The sequence below is a fragment of the Citrobacter sp. RHBSTW-01013 genome (genome assembly GCF_013781985.1).
GTDB classification, from domain to species: domain Bacteria; phylum Pseudomonadota; class Gammaproteobacteria; order Enterobacterales; family Enterobacteriaceae; genus Citrobacter; species Citrobacter braakii.
Genome location: NZ_CP056185.1, coordinates 3,400,320 through 3,418,052, shown reverse-complemented (window position 1 = coordinate 3,418,052; position 17,733 = coordinate 3,400,320). Strand labels below are relative to the sequence as shown.

General features: G+C 55.6%; 17 protein-coding genes and 1 pseudogene. 10 read left to right on the top strand and 8 right to left on the bottom strand.

Translation table 11 applies throughout. From position 1 onward, the window contains the following. The first annotated feature begins 113 nt into the window (after positions 1 to 113). The 5 genes from hutI (at position 114) to hutH (ending at position 6,415) form a co-directional block, all read left to right on the top strand. Entirely contained in the window at positions 114 to 1,337 is a 1,224-nt protein-coding gene (hutI, locus tag HV350_RS16510; protein ID WP_181628938.1) for an imidazolonepropionase, read from the top strand. Continuing rightward, a complete protein-coding gene (hutG, locus tag HV350_RS16505; RefSeq protein ID WP_103766055.1) occupies positions 1,334 to 2,275 on the top strand; it encodes a formimidoylglutamase in 942 nt (313 codons plus the stop codon). Before hutI ends, hutG begins: the two co-directional genes overlap by 4 nt. A gap of 87 nt (positions 2,276 to 2,362) precedes the next feature. Beyond that, a complete protein-coding gene (locus HV350_RS16500; RefSeq protein WP_047415225.1) occupies positions 2,363 to 3,082 on the top strand; it encodes a histidine utilization repressor in 720 nt (239 codons plus the stop codon). A gap of 125 nt (positions 3,083 to 3,207) precedes the next feature. Next, complete coding sequence (hutU, locus tag HV350_RS16495) at positions 3,208 to 4,893, top strand: urocanate hydratase (RefSeq protein ID WP_181628937.1); 1,686 nt, start codon at positions 3,208 to 3,210, stop codon at positions 4,891 to 4,893. Between the two features lies 1 nt (position 4,894). Further along, a complete protein-coding gene (hutH, locus tag HV350_RS16490) occupies positions 4,895 to 6,415 on the top strand; it encodes a histidine ammonia-lyase (RefSeq protein WP_049043079.1) in 1,521 nt (506 codons plus the stop codon). Positions 6,416 to 6,471: 56 nt separating this feature from the next. Here the strand turns inward: hutH and HV350_RS16485 are convergent, their stop codons facing one another. From HV350_RS16485 to bioA, 7 genes and pseudogenes are all read right to left on the bottom strand, one after another. Next, positions 6,472 to 6,948 (bottom strand): kinase inhibitor, encoded by a 477-nt coding sequence (locus HV350_RS16485; RefSeq protein WP_181628935.1) that lies wholly within the window; start codon positions 6,946 to 6,948, stop codon positions 6,472 to 6,474. A gap of 99 nt (positions 6,949 to 7,047) precedes the next feature. Beyond that, a pseudogene (locus HV350_RS16480) lies at positions 7,048 to 7,209 on the bottom strand (phage tail protein); the annotation flags it as partial. Next, entirely contained in the window at positions 7,169 to 7,429 is a 261-nt protein-coding gene (locus tag HV350_RS16475; RefSeq protein ID WP_181628934.1) for a hypothetical protein, read from the bottom strand. The pseudogene HV350_RS16480 and the gene HV350_RS16475, both read right to left, overlap by 41 nt. A 195-nt stretch (positions 7,430 to 7,624) precedes the next feature. Beyond that, positions 7,625 to 8,059 (bottom strand): hypothetical protein, encoded by a 435-nt coding sequence (locus tag HV350_RS16470; protein WP_181628932.1) that lies wholly within the window; start codon positions 8,057 to 8,059, stop codon positions 7,625 to 7,627. Further along, positions 8,056 to 8,412 carry a tlde1 domain-containing protein gene (locus HV350_RS16465; RefSeq protein ID WP_181628931.1) on the bottom strand — a complete coding sequence of 119 codons (357 nt, stop codon included), beginning with the start codon at positions 8,410 to 8,412 and terminating at the stop codon, positions 8,056 to 8,058. Before HV350_RS16465 ends, HV350_RS16470 begins: the two co-directional genes overlap by 4 nt. Before the next feature lie 10 nt (positions 8,413 to 8,422). Continuing rightward, positions 8,423 to 8,914: an Hcp family type VI secretion system effector gene (locus HV350_RS16460; protein ID WP_047415235.1), complete on the bottom strand. Its 492-nt coding sequence runs from the start codon at positions 8,912 to 8,914 to the stop codon at positions 8,423 to 8,425. Between the two features lie 254 nt (positions 8,915 to 9,168). After that, on the bottom strand, positions 9,169 to 10,458 hold the full coding sequence (gene bioA, locus HV350_RS16455) for an adenosylmethionine--8-amino-7-oxononanoate transaminase (RefSeq protein WP_046274629.1): 1,290 nt from the start codon (positions 10,456 to 10,458) through the stop codon (positions 9,169 to 9,171). Positions 10,459 to 10,534: 76 nt separating this feature from the next. Here bioA and bioB point away from each other — a divergent pair, with 76 nt between their 5' ends. The 4 genes from bioB to bioD are packed head-to-tail and all read left to right on the top strand — an operon-like array spanning position 10,535 to position 14,159. Beyond that, positions 10,535 to 11,575: a biotin synthase BioB gene (gene bioB / locus HV350_RS16450; protein ID WP_029139462.1), complete on the top strand. Its 1,041-nt coding sequence runs from the start codon at positions 10,535 to 10,537 to the stop codon at positions 11,573 to 11,575. Then, a complete protein-coding gene (gene bioF, locus HV350_RS16445) occupies positions 11,572 to 12,729 on the top strand; it encodes an 8-amino-7-oxononanoate synthase (protein WP_181546273.1) in 1,158 nt (385 codons plus the stop codon). Before bioB ends, bioF begins: the two co-directional genes overlap by 4 nt. Further along, positions 12,713 to 13,468, top strand: a complete 756-nt coding sequence (bioC, locus tag HV350_RS16440) for a malonyl-ACP O-methyltransferase BioC (protein ID WP_016152341.1) — start codon at positions 12,713 to 12,715, stop codon at positions 13,466 to 13,468. The genes bioF and bioC overlap by 17 nt, the downstream gene beginning before the upstream one ends. Continuing rightward, positions 13,461 to 14,159 (top strand): dethiobiotin synthase, encoded by a 699-nt coding sequence (bioD, locus tag HV350_RS16435; protein WP_181628929.1) that lies wholly within the window; start codon positions 13,461 to 13,463, stop codon positions 14,157 to 14,159. The genes bioC and bioD overlap by 8 nt, the downstream gene beginning before the upstream one ends. Here bioD and HV350_RS16430 read toward each other — a convergent pair. Beyond that, complete coding sequence (locus HV350_RS16430) at positions 14,125 to 14,847, bottom strand: ATP-binding cassette domain-containing protein (protein WP_049282683.1); 723 nt, start codon at positions 14,845 to 14,847, stop codon at positions 14,125 to 14,127. The two genes, bioD and HV350_RS16430, sit on opposite strands and share 35 nt — an antisense overlap. A gap of 770 nt (positions 14,848 to 15,617) precedes the next feature. Between HV350_RS16430 and uvrB the strand changes: the two genes are divergently transcribed. Beyond that, positions 15,618 to 17,639, top strand: coding sequence for an excinuclease ABC subunit UvrB (uvrB, locus tag HV350_RS16425; RefSeq protein ID WP_181628928.1), 2,022 nt, complete (start codon positions 15,618 to 15,620; stop codon positions 17,637 to 17,639). Positions 17,640 to 17,733: the final 94 nt, after the last annotated feature.

Sequence of the window (17,733 nt, the reverse complement as noted above, 5' to 3'; positions counted from 1 at the left end):
GGCGCGGAGAGTCCGTATATCACAAATACATAACAATTACGGTCCTTCAGGTTGACAACATCCGTATAATCAAAAATAAATGTCTATACAACCTATGACAAGTGGTGAGTCGAATGCAGCAATTCTTCCCTGATGATGTTATCTGGCGCAATGTTCGTCTGGCGACCATGGATCCCGAACGTAACACCCCGTATGGGCTGGTGGAGGGTCATGCGCTGATCGTCCGCGAGGGGAAGATTCGCGATATCGTCCCGGAGTCATCGCTCTATCTCACACATGACAATACCTTTGATATGCAGGGCAGGCTAATTACACCTGGCCTGATTGACTGTCATACGCATCTGGTCTTTGGTGGAAACCGCGCAGGTGAATGGGAGCAGCGGCTAAACGGTGTCTCCTACCAGCAGATAAGCGCCCAGGGCGGGGGGATCAATGCCACCGTATCAGCAACCCGCAGCGCCAGTGATAAGCAACTCTTACATCTAGCGCATCAGCGTATGGAACAGCTGATCAAAGAAGGCGTTACGTTGCTGGAAATAAAATCCGGTTACGGCCTGGATTTGCAGACAGAAGAGAAAATATTGCGTGTGGCAGCGGCGCTGGCGGCGGAGAATATCATTGAAATAAGCCCCACGCTGTTGGCTGCCCATGCGACTCCAGCAGAATACCGGGATGATCCTGACGGCTATATTACGCTGGTGTGCGAGACCATTTTGCCGCAGCTGTGGGAACAAGGGCTGTTTGAGACCGTCGATCTGTTTTGTGAAAGCGTGGGTTTTTCGTTGGCACAGAGCGAGCGGGTGTTTCAGGCCGCGCAGGCGTTGGGCATCCCGATTAAAGGCCATGTTGAACAGCTGTCATTGCTGGGTGGCGCACAGCTGGTAAGCCGCTACCACGGGTTATCCGCCGATCATATTGAATATCTCGATGAAGCGGGCGTGGCGGCGATGAGCCAAAGCGGTACGGTCGGCGTGCTGCTGCCCGGCGCATTCTATTTCCTTAAAGAGCAACAGCGTCCGCCGGTGGCGTTGCTGCGTCAGTATCAGGTACCGATGGCGGTGGCGACAGATTTTAACCCGGGTACCAGCCCGTTTATCAGCCTGCACTGGGCGATGAATATGGCCTGCGTTCAGTTTGGCTTAACGCCGGAAGAAGCATGGGCGGGCGTAACCCGTCATGCGGCCCGGGCGCTGGGACGTCATGCCACTCATGGTCAATTGAAGGCCGGGTTTGTGGCCGATTTTGTGGTGTGGGATGCAACTCTCCCGGTCGAGATCCTGTATGAACCGGGGCGTAATCCGCTCTACCAACGCGTATTCAAAGGACAAATAGTATGACTCACTGGCAACCTGTTTCACCTGCGCTGTGGCAGGGACGTGATGACCGCGCCGAATCGCCGAATGCGCTGCGCCTGTTTCAGACTATCACGCTGAGCCCGACATTTAGCCCAGAAATGTATCGCGAGCAGATAGCGCTGCTTGGGTTTGCCTGCGACGAAGGCGTGAAACGTAATCAGGGCCGGACGGGAGCCGCCGGAGCGCCCGATGTGCTGCGCAAGGCGCTGGCGAATTTAGCCAGCCACGATGGGCATCATCGGCTGGTAGATCTGGGAAATATTGTGGCCCAGGCCCCCGATCTTGAGGGCGCGCAGCAGGCGCTACGCAATGCGGTGCAGCGCTGTCAGCAGGAGAATATGCGTACCTTCGTTCTGGGGGGAGGACACGAAACTGCATTTGCGCACGGCGCAGGCGTGCTGGATGCGTTCCCACAGGCGAAAGTGGGGATCGTCAACTTCGATGCGCATCTCGATTTGCGCCATGCCGATCAGGCTACTTCCGGTACACCGTTTCGCCAACTGGCGCAGCTTTGCGATGAACAGCAGCGTGAATTTCACTATGCCTGTATCGGCGTCAGTCGGGCGGCAAACACCCAGGCGCTATGGGATGAGGCGCAACGGCTCGGTGTGACCGTGGTGGAAGATCTGTACTGTGCAACGGCGCAGGCGCAGTTAGCGCAGTTTGTCGCCAACCTGGATGTTATCTATCTGACTATCGATCTCGACGTGCTGCCGGTATGGGAAATGCCCGGCGTGTCGGCGCCCGCTGCGCTGGGCGTACCGTTGGCGACGCTGCTGAATCTGATTGAACCCCTGTGTCGTAGCGGTAAACTGCAGGCGGTGGATATGGTTGAATTTAATCCACGCTTTGACGATGATGGCAGAGCGGCGCGCGTTGCGGCGCGATTAGGTTGGCAAATCGCGCACTGGTGGCACTGATATACCTGATGGCGTTGCGCTTATCAGCTTTGGGTAATGTCTGTAAACTGTACCCACTCACATTCTCAGCTTAAGGAAGGCTTACGCATGCTCCCATCCCGTTCTGCTCCGGCACCTTTTTACGAAAAGGTCAAACAGGAGATCAGCGAAAAGATTGCCAGCGGTATCTGGCAACCTCACGATCGCATTCCCTCTGAGGCGGAGCTGGTGGCGCAGTATGGTTTCAGCCGCATGACCATCAACCGGGCGCTGCGTGAGTTAACGGATGAAGGGTTACTGGTTCGTTTGCAGGGCGTAGGGACGTTTGTCGCCGAGCCGAAGGGCCAGTCTGCGCTGTTTGAAATTCGCAGCATCGCGGATGAAATCAACGCCCGTCAGCATCACCACCGCTGCGAGGTGATCACGCTGGAACGAACCCAGGCAAGCGCGCAGCAGGCTTTGGTGTTAAACGTCAAAGAAGGCACCTCCATTTTTCACTCTGTCATGGTGCACTATGAGAACGAACTGCCGGTGCAGATTGAAGATCGCTGCGTGAATGCCGAAATTGTGCCAGCGTATCTGGCGCAGGATTACAGCCAGACTACGCCGCACGCGTATCTGTCGCTGATAGCCCCTTTAACGGAAGGCGAGCATATTGTTGAAGCGGTACGCGCCAGTGCCGAAGAGTGCGCGCTGCTGAATATCAAAGAACACGATCCCTGTCTGCTGATCCGCCGTAAAACCTGGTCTGCGTCATCCATTGTCTCTCATGCCCGTTTGCTCTTCCCGGGGTCCCGCTATCGCCTGCAAGGGCGGTTTATGTCCTGAAAAGCGTGATTGCTGCCGCAGTATAATAAAATTGTATCTTTTTTGTTAAAAGCACGCTTGCGACAACTTGTATAGACAAGTATATGTTACTTATCTGTCCGATCGTTCGCGAGGAGTGCTCTACCATGTCTCATAGCAAGTACCGTCAGCAGGATATTCGTGCCCCACGCGGCACCACCTTAACGGCCAAAAGCTGGCTGACCGAAGCGCCGCTGCGCATGTTAATGAACAACCTGGATCCCGATGTGGCGGAAAATCCGCATGAGCTAGTGGTATACGGCGGGATTGGTCGCGCCGCGCGGGACTGGGAATGTTATGACGCCATCGTCAACGCGCTGACCAAACTGGAGACCGATGAGACCCTGCTGGTCCAGTCCGGTAAACCGGTTGGCGTTTTCAAAACCCATGACAATGCGCCGCGCGTGCTGATTGCCAACTCCAACCTGGTGCCACATTGGGCTACATGGGAACACTTCAACGAGCTGGACGCCAAAGGGCTGGCGATGTATGGCCAGATGACCGCCGGGAGCTGGATCTACATCGGCAGCCAGGGCATCGTGCAGGGGACTTATGAAACCTTCGTTGAGGCCGGGCGTCAGCATTATCAGGGTAACCTGAGCGGACGCTGGGTGCTGACCGCCGGGCTGGGCGGCATGGGTGGGGCGCAACCGTTAGCCGCAACGCTGGCAGGTGCTTGCTCGCTGAATATTGAGTGCCAGCAAAGCCGGATCGATTTCCGTCTGCGTACCCGCTACGTGGATGAGCAGGCGACATCGCTTGACGACGCGCTGGCGCGTATCGAAAAGTACACCCGTGAGGGTAAAGCGGTCTCCATTGCGCTATGCGCTAACGCCGCCGACGTTGTGCCGGAACTGGTGAAGCGCGGTGTGCGCCCGGATATGGTCACTGACCAGACCAGCGCCCACGATCCGCTGCATGGTTATCTGCCGTCCGGCTGGAGCTGGGAAGCGTATCAGGCGAAAGCGGTGTCCGATCCGCAGGGCACGGTACAGGCGGCGAAACGCTCAATGGCAACGCACGTCGAGGCAATGCTGGCGTTCAGCAAAATGGGCGTGCCGACGTTTGATTACGGCAACAACATTCGCCAGATGGCCAAAGAGATGGGCGTGGAAAACGCCTTTGATTTCCCCGGTTTCGTCCCTGCTTATATTCGCCCCCTGTTCTGCCGCGGCATTGGCCCGTTCCGTTGGGTGGCGCTTTCCGGCGATCCGCAGGATATTTATAAAACGGATGCCAAAGTGAAAGAGATCGTGGCTGACGATAAACATCTGCACCACTGGCTGGATATGGCGCGTGAGCGGATTAACTTCCAGGGATTACCGGCGCGTATCTGCTGGGTGGGTCTGGAATGGCGTCAAAAACTGGGGCTGGCGTTTAATGAAATGGTGCGCAGCGGCGAAGTGTCTGCGCCGATTGTTATTGGCCGTGATCATCTGGATTCCGGCTCCGTCGCCAGCCCGAACCGCGAAACCGAAGCCATGCGCGACGGTTCTGATGCAGTATCCGACTGGCCGCTGCTGAACGCGCTGCTTAACACCGCCAGCGGTGCAACCTGGGTGTCACTGCATCACGGTGGTGGGGTAGGAATGGGCTTCTCCCTGCATGCCGGGATGGTGATTGTTTGCGATGGCACTGATGAAGCCGCAGCGCGTATCGCCCGGGTATTACATAACGATCCGGCTACCGGGGTGATGCGCCACGCCGACGCCGGGTATGACATTGCGGTGGAATGCGCCGTCGAAGAAGGGCTGAATTTGCCGATGGTCGCGGCGACGCAGGAGAAACGCTGATATGAACACCATGACATTAACGCCGGGTCATCTGAGCTTTGCGCAACTACGCGACATCTGGCAGCAGCCGGTCAAACTGAGCCTGGATGCCGGGGCGATTGATGCTATCAACGCAAGCGTCGCCTGCGTCAATAATATTGTCGCTGAAGGCCGTACGGCGTATGGCATTAATACCGGCTTTGGCCTGCTGGCTCAGACCCGTATCGCCACGGAAGATTTGCAGAATTTACAGCGTTCGCTGGTGCTTTCCCATGCGGCAGGCGTTGGTGAGGCGCTCGATGACGCGATGGTTCGCCTGATTATGGTGCTGAAAATCAACAGCCTGGCGCGGGGTTTTTCGGGTATTCGTCTCAGCGTGATTGAAGCGCTGATTGCGCTGGTGAATGCCGGGGTGTATCCGCTGATCCCGGCGAAAGGGTCAGTGGGCGCATCGGGCGACCTGGCACCGCTGGCGCATATGTCTCTGACGCTGCTGGGCGAAGGTAAAGCGCGCTGGCAGGGGGAATGGCTTCCGGCGACCGAAGCGCTGAAAAAGGCCGGGCTGGAGCCGATTACGCTGGAGGCGAAAGAAGGGCTGGCGCTGCTCAACGGTACCCAGGCTTCCACAGCCTTTGCGCTGCGCGGGTTAATTGAAGCCCAGGAGCTGTTCGCGTCTGCGACGGTGTGTGGGGCGCTGACCACCGAAGCCGTTTTAGGCTCTCGTCGTCCGTTTGATGCCCGTATTCATGCCGCACGAGGACAGCGTGGGCAGATTGATGCCGCAACGCTGTACCGCCACGTGTTGACCGACACCAGCGCGCTTTCCCAGTCGCATCATAACTGTGAAAAAGTGCAGGATCCGTATTCTTTGCGCTGTCAGCCGCAGGTGATGGGGGCGTGCCTGACGCAAATGCGTCAGGTAATGGAGGTCTTGCTGGTAGAAGCCAACGCGGTTTCCGACAACCCGCTGGTGTTTGCCGAAGAGGGCGATGTCATTTCCGGCGGCAACTTCCATGCTGAACCGGTGGCGATGGCGGCAGATAATCTGGCGCTGGCGATTGCGGAAATCGGGGCGTTATCAGAGCGACGCATTGCGCTGATGATGGACAAACATATGTCGCAGTTGCCGCCGTTCCTGGTGAAAAACGGCGGGGTGAACTCCGGCTTTATGATTGCTCAGGTAACCGCGGCCGCGCTGGCGAGCGAGAACAAAGCGCTGGCGCATCCGCACAGCGTGGACAGCTTGCCGACCTCCGCCAACCAGGAAGATCATGTGTCTATGGCGCCGGCAGCGGGCCGCAGGTTGTGGGAGATGGCGGCGAATACGCGCGGCGTGATTGCCGTGGAGTGGCTGGCGGCGTGTCAGGGGATTGACCTGCGTGAAGGGTTAACCTCAAGCCCGCTGCTGGAGCAGGCGCGCCAGGCTCTGCGCGAGCAGGTTGCCCACTATACGCAGGATCGCTTTTTTGCTCCGGATATTGAGTGCGCAACCGAACTGTTAGCCCAAGGGACGTTGTTGAAATTGTTGCCTGAATTTCTGTAGAGAAGCCTTGTTTAGTAGGCCGGATGCGGCGAAGCCGACATCCGGCACAAGACAGCTTAACTGAACATCGCCGTAATCGAGGCGCTGGCGAGCGAGTGGAAGTGAACGTTAAAGCCAACCATCGCGCCGCTGGCGTCCTCATCGACATCAATACGCTCCACATCCAGCGCGTGAACCGTAAAGATATAACGATGGGTTTCACCCTTCGGCGGCGCAGCACCGCCATAACCTGCTTTACCAAAATCCGTACGGGTCTGAATCACCCCATCCGGCAGCGCAACCAGCCCGGAGCCGAAGCCTTGCGTGAGTACGTGGGTATCTGCTGGCATATTTACCACCACCCAGTGCCACCAGCCGGAGCCGGTTGGCGCATCAGGATCGTAGCAGGTCACGACAAAGCTTTTGGTCCCTGCGGGCACGTCATCCCATGCCAGATGCGGGGAAATATTATCCCCGTCATACCCCATGCCGTTAAAGACGTGGCGATGCGCAAGCTTTTCGCCATCGCGCAGATCGTTACTGATTAGTTTCATGCTGACTCCTCTCGTTAGCCAAAAAGTGTAGCCAGAAACCGTATGTAGCGTGGCGAAATATTCTGGACTGTTTTGCGTTCAATCAAGGGTGGCAAATCCGGTTTCGTGCAAACCAAGGTATGTGAGAATGTCGGCAATAGCGTTCTTGCTGATAATGTCACGACCAACAGAAGTTAAATCAGCCAGCGCTGCCTTATCCTCTCCGGTGAAGTAGGGTACTTTATTCACACTGGTGACCAGTCCAGCCAGTGCGGCATCGAGTAAACTCCAGATACTCCTTCTCGGCGGTGTCAGGGAAAATCTGGCGAATAATCCAGCCCTGATAGGCGTAGAGACCGTCCGCCACGCCTGATGCAGCATTAGCCCGGACGGCGTAGTCGCTGTCGCTGCTGGTGTCGGCGTTCTCATCGGGTAGCGCGTTCTGAATATCGCGTAACTGGCGGTCGGTACTTTCCGCAACGGTCGGGACGGGAAATGTCATTTAATAATCCTTACTGGGTGCCGGAACGTGTGCGGCGTGCCGGTGCTGTCGGTTAAACCCACTGCATGAGCGGTTATTGTGTGGTGTTGAGTATTCAGGGAGCGGCTGAGAGGGTTCAGCGCCTGAGCGCTTGCGGCACGAAAAATCAAAGGGAAGCGGAAGAAAGACCCGGCCATATTGACCGGGTTAATTATCTTACTTAACCTGACGGGCTTTGTCTGCTTTCCATTCCTCATATGTTGCTTCGAGGAACCACAAGCAGCGAGCGCCCTTATCAGTGTTTAACAACGCAGGACGTGTCTGCTGATAAAAATCCTCAACGGTTGCTGGAGCTTCAACAGGCACTCCGCAGACAATATCAGTCCCGATCATGTGCGGCCATTTTCCCGCGTCAATGACGCTGAGCGCATCAAGAGCGCCGGTTGTATTTGCTGTTAGGGCAGCAGATAAAGCATCTTCCAGTTTAATGGCCTGCTTAACATCTGCCGCAGCCGCGAGTTCTGGCGTTTTATTCAGCCACGCTTGATCGCCCGCAGCCACGCCTTTCAGCGCATCGGGCCAGTTCACTTCGCCAGCTGCTGAAGTGGCCACAATAAACGGAAGTAGTAGCAATAATGCGAGCCGTTTCATCGTACAACCTCAAGCGGGCCGCCTTCACGTAAAATCCGGCGGCGCGTTGAGAGGGACATAATAATACAGCCCGCTGAGGCGAATCCTGCTGGCATACCCACACGTTCTCCGTGAATGCGGAAATCAGTACGACCAAAAGATTCACCAGAGGTCTGCACAAGAATGATAGTATAAGGGCCTCTAGAGGATGAATGTCCGTTAATACTATATGTTCCACGCGGGATCGGCCCCATACTCCGGACATGCTGCCGGTCCGGGTTGTTCTTATTCGTCAGATTGCCAGAGTAGCCGGTCTCCACCAGTTCAGAACCGCTGTATAATTTGCCAGTGCTCTGCTCATATTTCCATGCCATGACTGTCTCCTTACGCGGTTACGCGTTCCTTCCAACTGTCCGAGTGAATGATGTTACCGTCCGCGTAACGCCAGGTTATTTTCTCGTACATCAATTCCACGACGTCCAGATGATTACGCTTTTCACCGTACTGCGATTTAACGTCATACATAACCGGGCCGATGCTGATTACAGTTACGTTTTCCATCATCATGCTGAAGTATTCAACTTCCTGACCCGCATCATTGATGCGATAAAATTTCACTTCTGCCAATTTGAGCTTTTGCCCTGTGGTTACAGCCTTATACAGATAAGGTGTTGAAGCATCAGTTTCCTTGTCAAATGTGAATGGGGCATGTTGACGTGTTGCTGTCGCTTTGCCTGTGGCGGGGTCTGTTGGCAGCGATACACCATGATTCAGACCTAAAATCTCGATACTGCCTTCACGTCCATGAACATCGACGGAACCTTTGATATCAGCGCCGCCGTCATCTTTGAGCCATAAATAAGCTGGAATAGCCATTTTCTTAAAACTCCATTTAAGGAAAATCTCATAAAATCCTTTCACTTTAATCACTTACGTGACAAATTCACGCTATCGCTTATTAAATCACCCGTCAATTTTTGCTCAGCATCGATATAAAACGATTTACAATTTCTTTGATGCAAATAAAAAAAGGCCGGAATAATCCGGCCTTCATGTCTAAATATTGTTACTTCATCAGTCATCGAATAATCCGGGCTGTTTCACTTTTCCACGTCCGGACCGGGCGCTGATTAATCGCTAAAAAATGTTGCACTGCGCACAGCCTCGTTTACGGCCTGGGTCAGACGACGTAACTGATCGGGCTGAATAATGTACGGCGGCATCAGATAGATCAGTTTGCCAAACGGTCGTACCCACACACCCTGTTCAACAAAGAACTTCTGTAACGCCGCCATATTCACCGGATGCGTGGTTTCGATCACACCGATGGCGCCGAGTACGCGCACGTCGGCTACCCAACTGGAGTCTGCCGCCGGGGCGAGTTCTGTCCGCAGTTGCGCTTCAATAGCCGCTACCTGTGAGCGCCACTCACCGGTTTCGAGTAACGACAGGCTGGCGGAGGCGACGGCGCAGGCCAGCGGATTACCCATAAAGGTTGGACCGTGCATGAAGCATCCGGCTTCACCGTTGCTGATGGTTTCGGCGACCTGACGCGTGGTCAGGGTGGCGGAAAGGGTCATGGTTCCGCCGGTTAACGCTTTGCCGAGGCACAAAATGTCCGGAGTTATGTTGGCGTGTTCACAGGCAAAAAGCTTGCCTGTACGACCAAATCCGGTGGCGATTTCATCGGCAATCAGCAGGATCCCTTCACGGTCGCACATCTTACGGATGCGCTTTAACCATTCGGGATGATACATGCGCATGCCGCCAGCGCCCTGCACAATCGGCTCAAGGATCACCGCCGCAATCTCGTGGCGATGCGCGGCCATCAGGCGGGCAAAAGGCACCATATCCAGTTCGTCCCACTCGCCGTCCATGCGGCTTTGCGGGGCGGGCGCAAACAGGTTCTCCGGCAGATAACCCTTCCACAGACTGTGCATCGAGTTGTCGGGATCGCAGACCGACATCGCGCCGAAGGTATCGCCGTGATAACCGTTTCGAAATGTCAGGAAACGCTGACGGGATTCGCCTTTGGCCTGCCAGTATTGCAGCGCCATTTTCATTGCTACTTCTACGGCGACCGAACCTGAATCCGCGAGAAAAACGCACTCCAGCGCCTCTGGCGTCATCGCCACCAACTGGCGGCACAACGCAATGGCCGGGGCATGGGTAATGCCGCCAAACATCACATGTGACATGGCATCAATCTGCGTTTTCATCGCGGCGTTCAGCTGTGGGTGATTGTAACCGTGGATCGCCGCCCACCAGGACGACATGCCGTCTATCAGCCTCTCACCGCTGGCTAAAATCAGTTCGCAACCTTCGGCACGCGCCACCGGATAAACCGGTAACGGGGAGGTCATGGAGGTGTAAGGGTGCCAGATATGGCGTTGGTCAAACGCAAGATCGTCCGTTGTCATAATCGACTTGTAAACCAAATTAAAAAGATTTAGGTTTACGAGTCTACACCAAACTCATAACGAAACGTATACCAATATGGCTCATTCTTCTCGCTGGACAATGTCGCAAGTCACCGAATTATTTGAAAAACCGCTGTTGGATCTGCTGTTTGAAGCGCAGCAGGTTCACCGTCAGCACTTTGATCCGCGGCAGGTTCAGGTCAGTACGCTGCTGTCGATTAAGACCGGTGCCTGCCCGGAAGACTGCAAATACTGCCCGCAAAGCTCCCGCTATAAAACCGGTCTGGAAACGGAACGTTTGATGGAGGTTGAACAGGTACTGGACTCTGCGCGTAAAGCGAAACAGGCCGGTTCAACGCGGTTTTGCATGGGTGCGGCGTGGAAGAATCCACACGAACGCGACATGCCTTACCTGGAACAGATGGTTCAGGGCGTCAAAGAACTGGGGCTGGAAGCGTGTATGACGCTGGGTACGCTGAACGAAAATCAGGCCCAGCGGCTGGCCAATGCGGGTCTGGACTACTACAACCATAACCTCGACACCTCGCCGGAATTCTACGGCAATATCATCACAACCCGTTCGTACCAGGAGCGCCTGGATACGCTGGATAAAGTGCGTGAGGCGGGCATTAAAGTCTGCTCCGGCGGGATTGTGGGACTGGGGGAAACGGTGACCGACCGCGCGGGTCTGTTGCTGCAATTAGCTAATCTGCCAACGCCGCCAGAAAGCGTGCCGATCAACATGCTGGTGAAAGTGAAAGGCACGCCGCTTGCCGATAACGACGATGTGGATGCCTTTGATTTTATTCGTACTATCGCCGTGGCGCGGATCATGATGCCGACTTCATATGTCCGTCTTTCAGCCGGACGCGAGCAAATGAACGAACAAACCCAGGCGATGTGCTTTATGGCCGGGGCTAACTCGATTTTCTACGGCTGCAAACTGCTGACCACGCCGAACCCGAACGAAGATAAGGATTTGCTGTTGTTTCGCAAACTGGGTCTCAATCCGCAGCAAACGGCGGTGCTGGCCGGTGATAACGAACAGCAGCAACGCCTGGAGCAGGCGCTGCGTACCCCGGATACCGACGAATACTACAACGCGGCAACCGTATGACCTGGCAGCAAAAAATAGACGATGCGTTAACGGCGCGTCGTCGTGCTGATGCGTTGCGACGGCGCTATGCGGTGACGCAGGGCGCCGGTCGCTGGCTGCAGGCCGACGGTCGCCAGTATCTGAACTTTTCCAGCAACGACTACCTTGGCTTAAGCCACCATCCGCATATTATCTGCGCGTGGCAGCAAGGCGCTGAGCGTTTTGGCGTCGGCAGCGGCGGCTCGGGTCATGTCAGCGGTTATTCCGTTGCTCATCAGGCGCTGGAAGATGAGCTGGCGCAATGGCTCGGCTATTCACGGGCGCTGCTGTTTATCTCCGGTTTTGCCGCTAATCAGGCGGTCATTGCCGCGCTGATGGGCAAAGAGGACCGGATTGTTGCTGACCGGCTCAGCCATGCCTCACTGCTGGAAGCTGCCAGCCTTAGCCCTGCCGTGCTACGTCGCTTTACCCATAACGATCCCCAACATCTGGAACGTCTGCTGACCACCCCCTGTCCGGGGCAACAACTCGTGGTCACTGAAGGGGTGTTCAGCATGGATGGCGATAGCGCACCGCTGGCGGAAATTCACGCGGTGGCAGAGCAGCAGGGCGCGTGGTTGCTGGTGGATGATGCGCACGGGATTGGCGTCAGCGGTGAGGAAGGGCGCGGTTCGTGCTCCCGACAGCAGGTGAAACCCGAGCTGTTAGTGGTGACGTTTGGCAAAGGTTTTGGCGTCAGCGGCGCGGCAATCTTGTGCTCAGACAGCGTGGCCGATTATCTGCTGCAGTTTGCCCGTCATCTGATCTACAGCACCAGTATGCCTCCGGCCCAGGCCCAGGCCTTGCGCGCCGCGCTGGAGGTGATCCGCAGCCGCGAAGGCGATGAGCGCAGAGAAAAACTGGCGATGCTGATCCAGCGTTTTCGCGCTGGGGTGAATATGCCGGACTTAACGCTGGCGCAGTCAGACAGCGCCATTCAGCCGCTGATCGTGGGCGACAATCATAAAGCCTTGCAACTGGCGGAGGCATTACGTCAACAGGGATGCTGGGTGACGGCTATTCGCCCACCGACGGTGCCGGTTGGTACGGCCAGGCTGCGGCTTACGCTGACCCAGGCGCATGAAGTCCAGGATATCGATCGCTTACTGGAGGTGCTGCATGGCGCAGGTCAATAAGCAGGCGATTGCTGCCGCGTTTGGTCGCGCGGCTACTCACTATGAGCAACACGCGGAACTCCAGCGTCAGAGCGCCGATGCGTTACTGGCGCGACTCGATGGTCGGGCATTCTCTCAGGTTTTAGATGCGGGCTGCGGACCCGGGCGTATGAGCCGTTACTGGCGGGAGCAGGGGAGCGAGGTCTGCGCGCTGGATCTGTCGGCGCAAATGCTGACTGAAGCACAGCGTCACGATGTCGCCCACCGCTATTTGCTGGCGGATATTGAAGCCATTCCGCAGGCTGCTGCTACTTTCGATCTGGCCTGGAGCAATCTGGCCGTACAGTGGTGCAGTGACCTTCGCGGCGCGTTACGTGAGCTTTACCGGGTGGTGCGTCCTGGCGGGACGGTGGCGTTTAGTACCCTGGCGCAGGGGTCAATGCCGGAACTTCGTCAGGCGTGGCGAGCGGTTGATGAGCGGGAGCACGCCAATCGTTTTTTGCCCGTGGATCAACTGGAAAACGCCCTGCATGGGTGGGACGTTGAATACCAGTCTCATGCCGTCACGCTGTGGTTTGACGATGCGCTGAGCGCCATGCGCTCGCTGAAGGGCATTGGCGCGACGCATTTGCATGATGGCCGCGAGCCGCGCGTTCTCACCCGCTCACAGCTGCGCCAGCTACAGCTAGCCTGGCCCTGCCAGCAGGGGAAATATCCGCTGACCTATCATCTATTTTTGGGAGTGATTCAACGTGACTAACACTTTTTTTGTCACCGGGACGGATACCGAAGTGGGGAAAACTATCGCCAGCTGCGCGTTGCTACAGGCGGCGGGGCAGAGGGGATTGCGAACCGTCGGCTATAAGCCAGTGGCGTCGGGCAGTGAAATGACGGTTGAAGGTCTGCGCAATAGCGATGCCCTGGCATTACAGCGCAACAGTGTTGTGACGGTGGACTATGCGGCTATCAACCCCTATACCTTCGCGGAACCTACCTCACCGCATATCATCAGCGCGGACGAAGGTCGCCCCATTCAGGCCTCAGTAATGTCTGCGGGTTTACGCGCGCTGGAACAACAGGCTGACTGGGTGCTGGTGGAAGGTGCCGGCGGGTGGTTTACGCCGCTTTCGCCAACGCTGAGTTTTGCTGATTGGGTGAAAACAGAGCAGCTGCCGGTTATTCTGGTGGTTGGCGTTAAGCTCGGCTGCATCAACCACGCTATGCTGACCGCCCAGGCGGTGCAGCAGGCCGGACTGACGCTTGCCGGATGGGTCGCCAATGATGTGACGCCACCTGGCAAGCGTCATGCTGAATATATGGCAACGCTCAGGCGTGTGCTTGCGGCTCCGCTGCTGGGAGAAATTCCCTGGCTGGCAGAAGAGCCGGAGCGGGCATCTACAGGACGTTATATCGATCTTAGCGTTTTGTCTGTGGCGTCACCCAATCGTTGATTAGCGGGTTGCTGAGCTGTGTGATTTGCCCCTGAGCCACGTTGCGCCCACGGTGTAACAGGCAGTAGCAGTCAGCAACCCGACGAATAAACGGCAGGCTCTGCTCCGCGAGCATTATGGCGATGCCGAGCTCCTGGCTTAACCTTACCACCAGGTTCCCCAGCTTGTGGATATATGCCTGGCCACTTCCCCGCGTGGGCTCATCGAGGATCAGCAGGCGCGGGCGTGTGACCAGCGCGCTGGCGAGCGCAAGCTGGTGCTGATCATCTTCCGATAATGCCGCCCCTTTGGCCTGACGCAGTACGAACAACTGTGGAAACAGGCGGTAAATATCACTGCTGTTCATCGTTTCGCTTTCCTCAACCGCCTGGCGCGCAATATGCAGATTTTCCTCTACCGTCAATTGCGAAAAAATCCGTCTCTCTTGTGAAACGTAGTTAATGCCCAGCGCGATGCGATTTGCCGCCGGAATGGGACTCAGGTCGCGCGGCGGTGCGCCAGCCTGATGCCAGAACATGGTGCCGCTTTCGATCGGTAAATTGCCGATAATGCAATTGGTCAGCGTAGTCTTTCCCATTCCTGGAAGCCCCAGCACACCGGTACATTTACCGGGCAGCAGGTCGAGATCCACATCCCATAGGGAGTGTTGATTACCGTAATAATGATTCACTGCGCGAAGACTCAACATAGATTCCTCCAGCATGATGCTATCCGCCCCACGTACAGGTCGTCGGAAGAAAATTGCAATTCTCTTGCCAGAAGAGGGATTGGGGTCAAAAAACAGCAGGAGAGTGTGCCGCGCAGGCGGTGATGTCTGGCTGGCCGGAGAGCTGGCGTTGTTTTGTGCACATTGCCAGTGCCTGGCGGTGTCGTAATGGTGCAGGCAAGAAAATGATGAAAATGCGAGCAAGATCCCGGCCATTCCAGGCCGCTTCGTTAGCTGATAAATATCAAAAAATAGCGATAAATTTTTTTTATCCCTCCGGAAAAGGGAGTGAGGGCGTTTTTGCCAGGCTACAGTCCATACGGGCTGGAGGCAGTTATCCACTATTCCTGTGGATAACCTTGTGTATTAGAGTTAGAAAACACAATGTAAGCGAGAGAAGACGCGGCCTGCGACTAAATTGATGCGAAAGACGGCTCGGGATAATAGTCATTAAATTACAGAATGTTAGATAAAATCAATGGCTGTCGCAGAAGTGTCATGCGTTGCCACAAAACTTTCATCGGGCGGCTTGACAAATGTTAAAAAAGTCATTGCTTTGGGGATAACACGTTTTTGCTGGTGTTTTATCTTGTCAGAGGCCAAATTTTAGCCTGCGGTCACGGTCATTCTGATGGCGTATCAGAAATATTCTGGTGCGTTACTGTTTTTTCATCCAGTATATTTTACTGGCAAAATATACGACTGCGAGTAAAATTACACACCTGCCCGCCCATTGCTTCAGGTAGCTGCTCATGAGTAAACCGTTCAAACTAAATTCCGCTTTTAAACCCTCTGGCGATCAGCCTGAGGCTATTCGCCGTCTGGAAGACGGGCTGGAGGATGGTCTGGCGCATCAGACGCTGCTGGGGGTGACGGGCTCGGGGAAGACATTCACCATCGCTAACGTAATTGCGGACTTGCAGCGGCCTACCATGGTGCTGGCTCCCAATAAGACGCTGGCCGCGCAGCTGTACGGTGAGATGAAAGAGTTCTTCCCGGATAACGCGGTGGAGTATTTCGTCTCCTACTACGACTATTATCAACCGGAAGCCTACGTACCAAGTTCTGATACCTTCATCGAGAAGGATGCCTCGGTTAACGAACATATTGAGCAGATGCGTCTGTCGGCGACCAAAGCGCTGCTGGAACGTCGGGATGTCGTCGTCGTTGCGTCAGTTTCCGCTATCTATGGTTTGGGCGATCCGGATCTGTATCTGAAAATGATGCTGCACCTGACGGTGGGGATGATTATCGACCAGCGTGCGATCCTGCGCCGCCTGGCGGAACTGCAATATACCCGCAACGATCAGGCATTTCAGCGCGGAACCTTCCGCGTGCGTGGTGAAGTGATCGACATTTTCCCGGCTGAATCCGACGACATTGCGCTGCGCGTGGAACTGTTTGATGAAGAGGTCGAACGTTTATCGCTGTTTGACCCGCTTACCGGGCAGGTTGAATCCACGATTTCGCGCTACACCATCTATCCTAAAACGCACTACGTGACGCCGCGCGAACGTATCGTGCAGGCGATGGAAGAAATCAAAGTTGAGCTGGCAGAGCGGCGTAATGTCCTGCTGGCAAATAACAAACTGCTGGAAGAACAGCGGCTAAGTCAGCGTACGCAGTTCGATCTGGAAATGATGAACGAGCTGGGTTACTGCTCGGGGATTGAAAACTACTCCCGCTATCTGTCCGGGCGTGGCCCCGGCGAGCCGCCGCCGACGCTGTTTGATTACCTGCCTGCCGACGGCCTGCTGGTGGTGGATGAATCCCACGTCACTATCCCGCAAATTGGCGGTATGTATCGTGGTGACCGGGCGCGTAAAGAGACTCTGGTCGAATACGGATTCCGTCTGCCGTCGGCTCTGGATAACCGTCCGCTTAAATTTGAAGAGTTTGAAGCGCTGGCCCCGCAGACCATCTACGTCTCAGCGACGCCGGGCAACTATGAGCTGGAGAAATCCGGTGATGACGTCGTCGATCAGGTAGTACGACCGACCGGCCTGCTGGATCCAATCATTGAGGTACGCCCGGTGGCGACGCAGGTTGACGATCTGCTGTCTGAGATCCGCATCCGTGCGGCGATTAACGAACGTGTGCTGGTCACTACGCTCACGAAACGGATGGCAGAGGATCTCACCGAATACCTTGAAGAGCACGGTGAGCGGGTGCGCTATCTGCACTCAGACATCGATACCGTGGAACGTATGGAAATCATTCGTGACCTGCGTCTGGGCGAGTTTGACGTGCTGGTGGGTATCAACCTGTTACGTGAGGGTCTGGACATGCCTGAGGTCTCACTGGTGGCGATTCTGGACGCAGACAAAGAAGGGTTCCTGCGTTCTGAACGTTCGCTTATTCAGACCATCGGCCGTGCGGCGCGTAATATCAACGGGAAGGCTATTCTCTACGGCGACAAAATTACCGCCTCAATGGCTAAGGCGATAGGGGAAACTGAACGCCGTCGTGAGAAACAGCAGCTCTACAACGAAGAACACGGTATTACGCCGCAGGGGCTGAACAAGAAAGTGGTCGATATTCTGGCGCTGGGTCAGAATATTGCGAAGACTAAGGCGAAAGGCAAAGGGAAGTCACGCGCAGGTGCGAAGTCTGAAATTGTCGAACTGGATATGACGCCAAAAGCGCTGCAGCAGAAGATTCATGAGCTGGAAGGGCAGATGATGCAGCATGCGCAGAATCTTGAATTTGAAGAGGCTGCAACGATCCGCGACCAGTTGCATCAGCTGCGCGAGTTGTTTATCGCGGCATCGTAAGATTGTTTCCACTTTCCAATTCGCCATCGCGTAAATGCCATGGCGATTGGAAAAATACAGAATGTATTATCATTTATAATTATATTATTCGTTT

What these genes read in the sequence shown, in the direction of transcription:
- hutI (WP_181628938.1), top strand. Translation starts at nt 114, where the DNA reads ATGCAGCAATTCTTCCCTGATGATGTTATCTGGCGCAATGTTCGTCTG.
- hutG (WP_103766055.1), top strand. Translation starts at nt 1,334, where the DNA reads ATGACTCACTGGCAACCTGTTTCACCTGCGCTGTGGCAGGGACGTGAT.
- HV350_RS16500 (WP_047415225.1), top strand. Translation starts at nt 2,363, where the DNA reads ATGCTCCCATCCCGTTCTGCTCCGGCACCTTTTTACGAAAAGGTCAAA.
- hutU (WP_181628937.1), top strand. Translation starts at nt 3,208, where the DNA reads ATGTCTCATAGCAAGTACCGTCAGCAGGATATTCGTGCCCCACGCGGC.
- hutH (WP_049043079.1), top strand. Translation starts at nt 4,895, where the DNA reads ATGAACACCATGACATTAACGCCGGGTCATCTGAGCTTTGCGCAACTA.
- HV350_RS16485 (WP_181628935.1), bottom strand. Translation starts at nt 6,948, where the DNA reads ATGAAACTAATCAGTAACGATCTGCGCGATGGCGAAAAGCTTGCGCAT.
- HV350_RS16475 (WP_181628934.1), bottom strand. Translation starts at nt 7,429, where the DNA reads ATGACATTTCCCGTCCCGACCGTTGCGGAAAGTACCGACCGCCAGTTA.
- HV350_RS16470 (WP_181628932.1), bottom strand. Translation starts at nt 8,059, where the DNA reads ATGAAACGGCTCGCATTATTGCTACTACTTCCGTTTATTGTGGCCACT.
- HV350_RS16465 (WP_181628931.1), bottom strand. Translation starts at nt 8,412, where the DNA reads ATGGCATGGAAATATGAGCAGAGCACTGGCAAATTATACAGCGGTTCT.
- HV350_RS16460 (WP_047415235.1), bottom strand. Translation starts at nt 8,914, where the DNA reads ATGGCTATTCCAGCTTATTTATGGCTCAAAGATGACGGCGGCGCTGAT.
- bioA (WP_046274629.1), bottom strand. Translation starts at nt 10,458, where the DNA reads ATGACAACGGACGATCTTGCGTTTGACCAACGCCATATCTGGCACCCT.
- bioB (WP_029139462.1), top strand. Translation starts at nt 10,535, where the DNA reads ATGGCTCATTCTTCTCGCTGGACAATGTCGCAAGTCACCGAATTATTT.
- bioF (WP_181546273.1), top strand. Translation starts at nt 11,572, where the DNA reads ATGACCTGGCAGCAAAAAATAGACGATGCGTTAACGGCGCGTCGTCGT.
- bioC (WP_016152341.1), top strand. Translation starts at nt 12,713, where the DNA reads ATGGCGCAGGTCAATAAGCAGGCGATTGCTGCCGCGTTTGGTCGCGCG.
- HV350_RS16430 (WP_049282683.1), bottom strand. Translation starts at nt 14,847, where the DNA reads ATGTTGAGTCTTCGCGCAGTGAATCATTATTACGGTAATCAACACTCC.
- uvrB (WP_181628928.1), top strand. Translation starts at nt 15,618, where the DNA reads ATGAGTAAACCGTTCAAACTAAATTCCGCTTTTAAACCCTCTGGCGAT.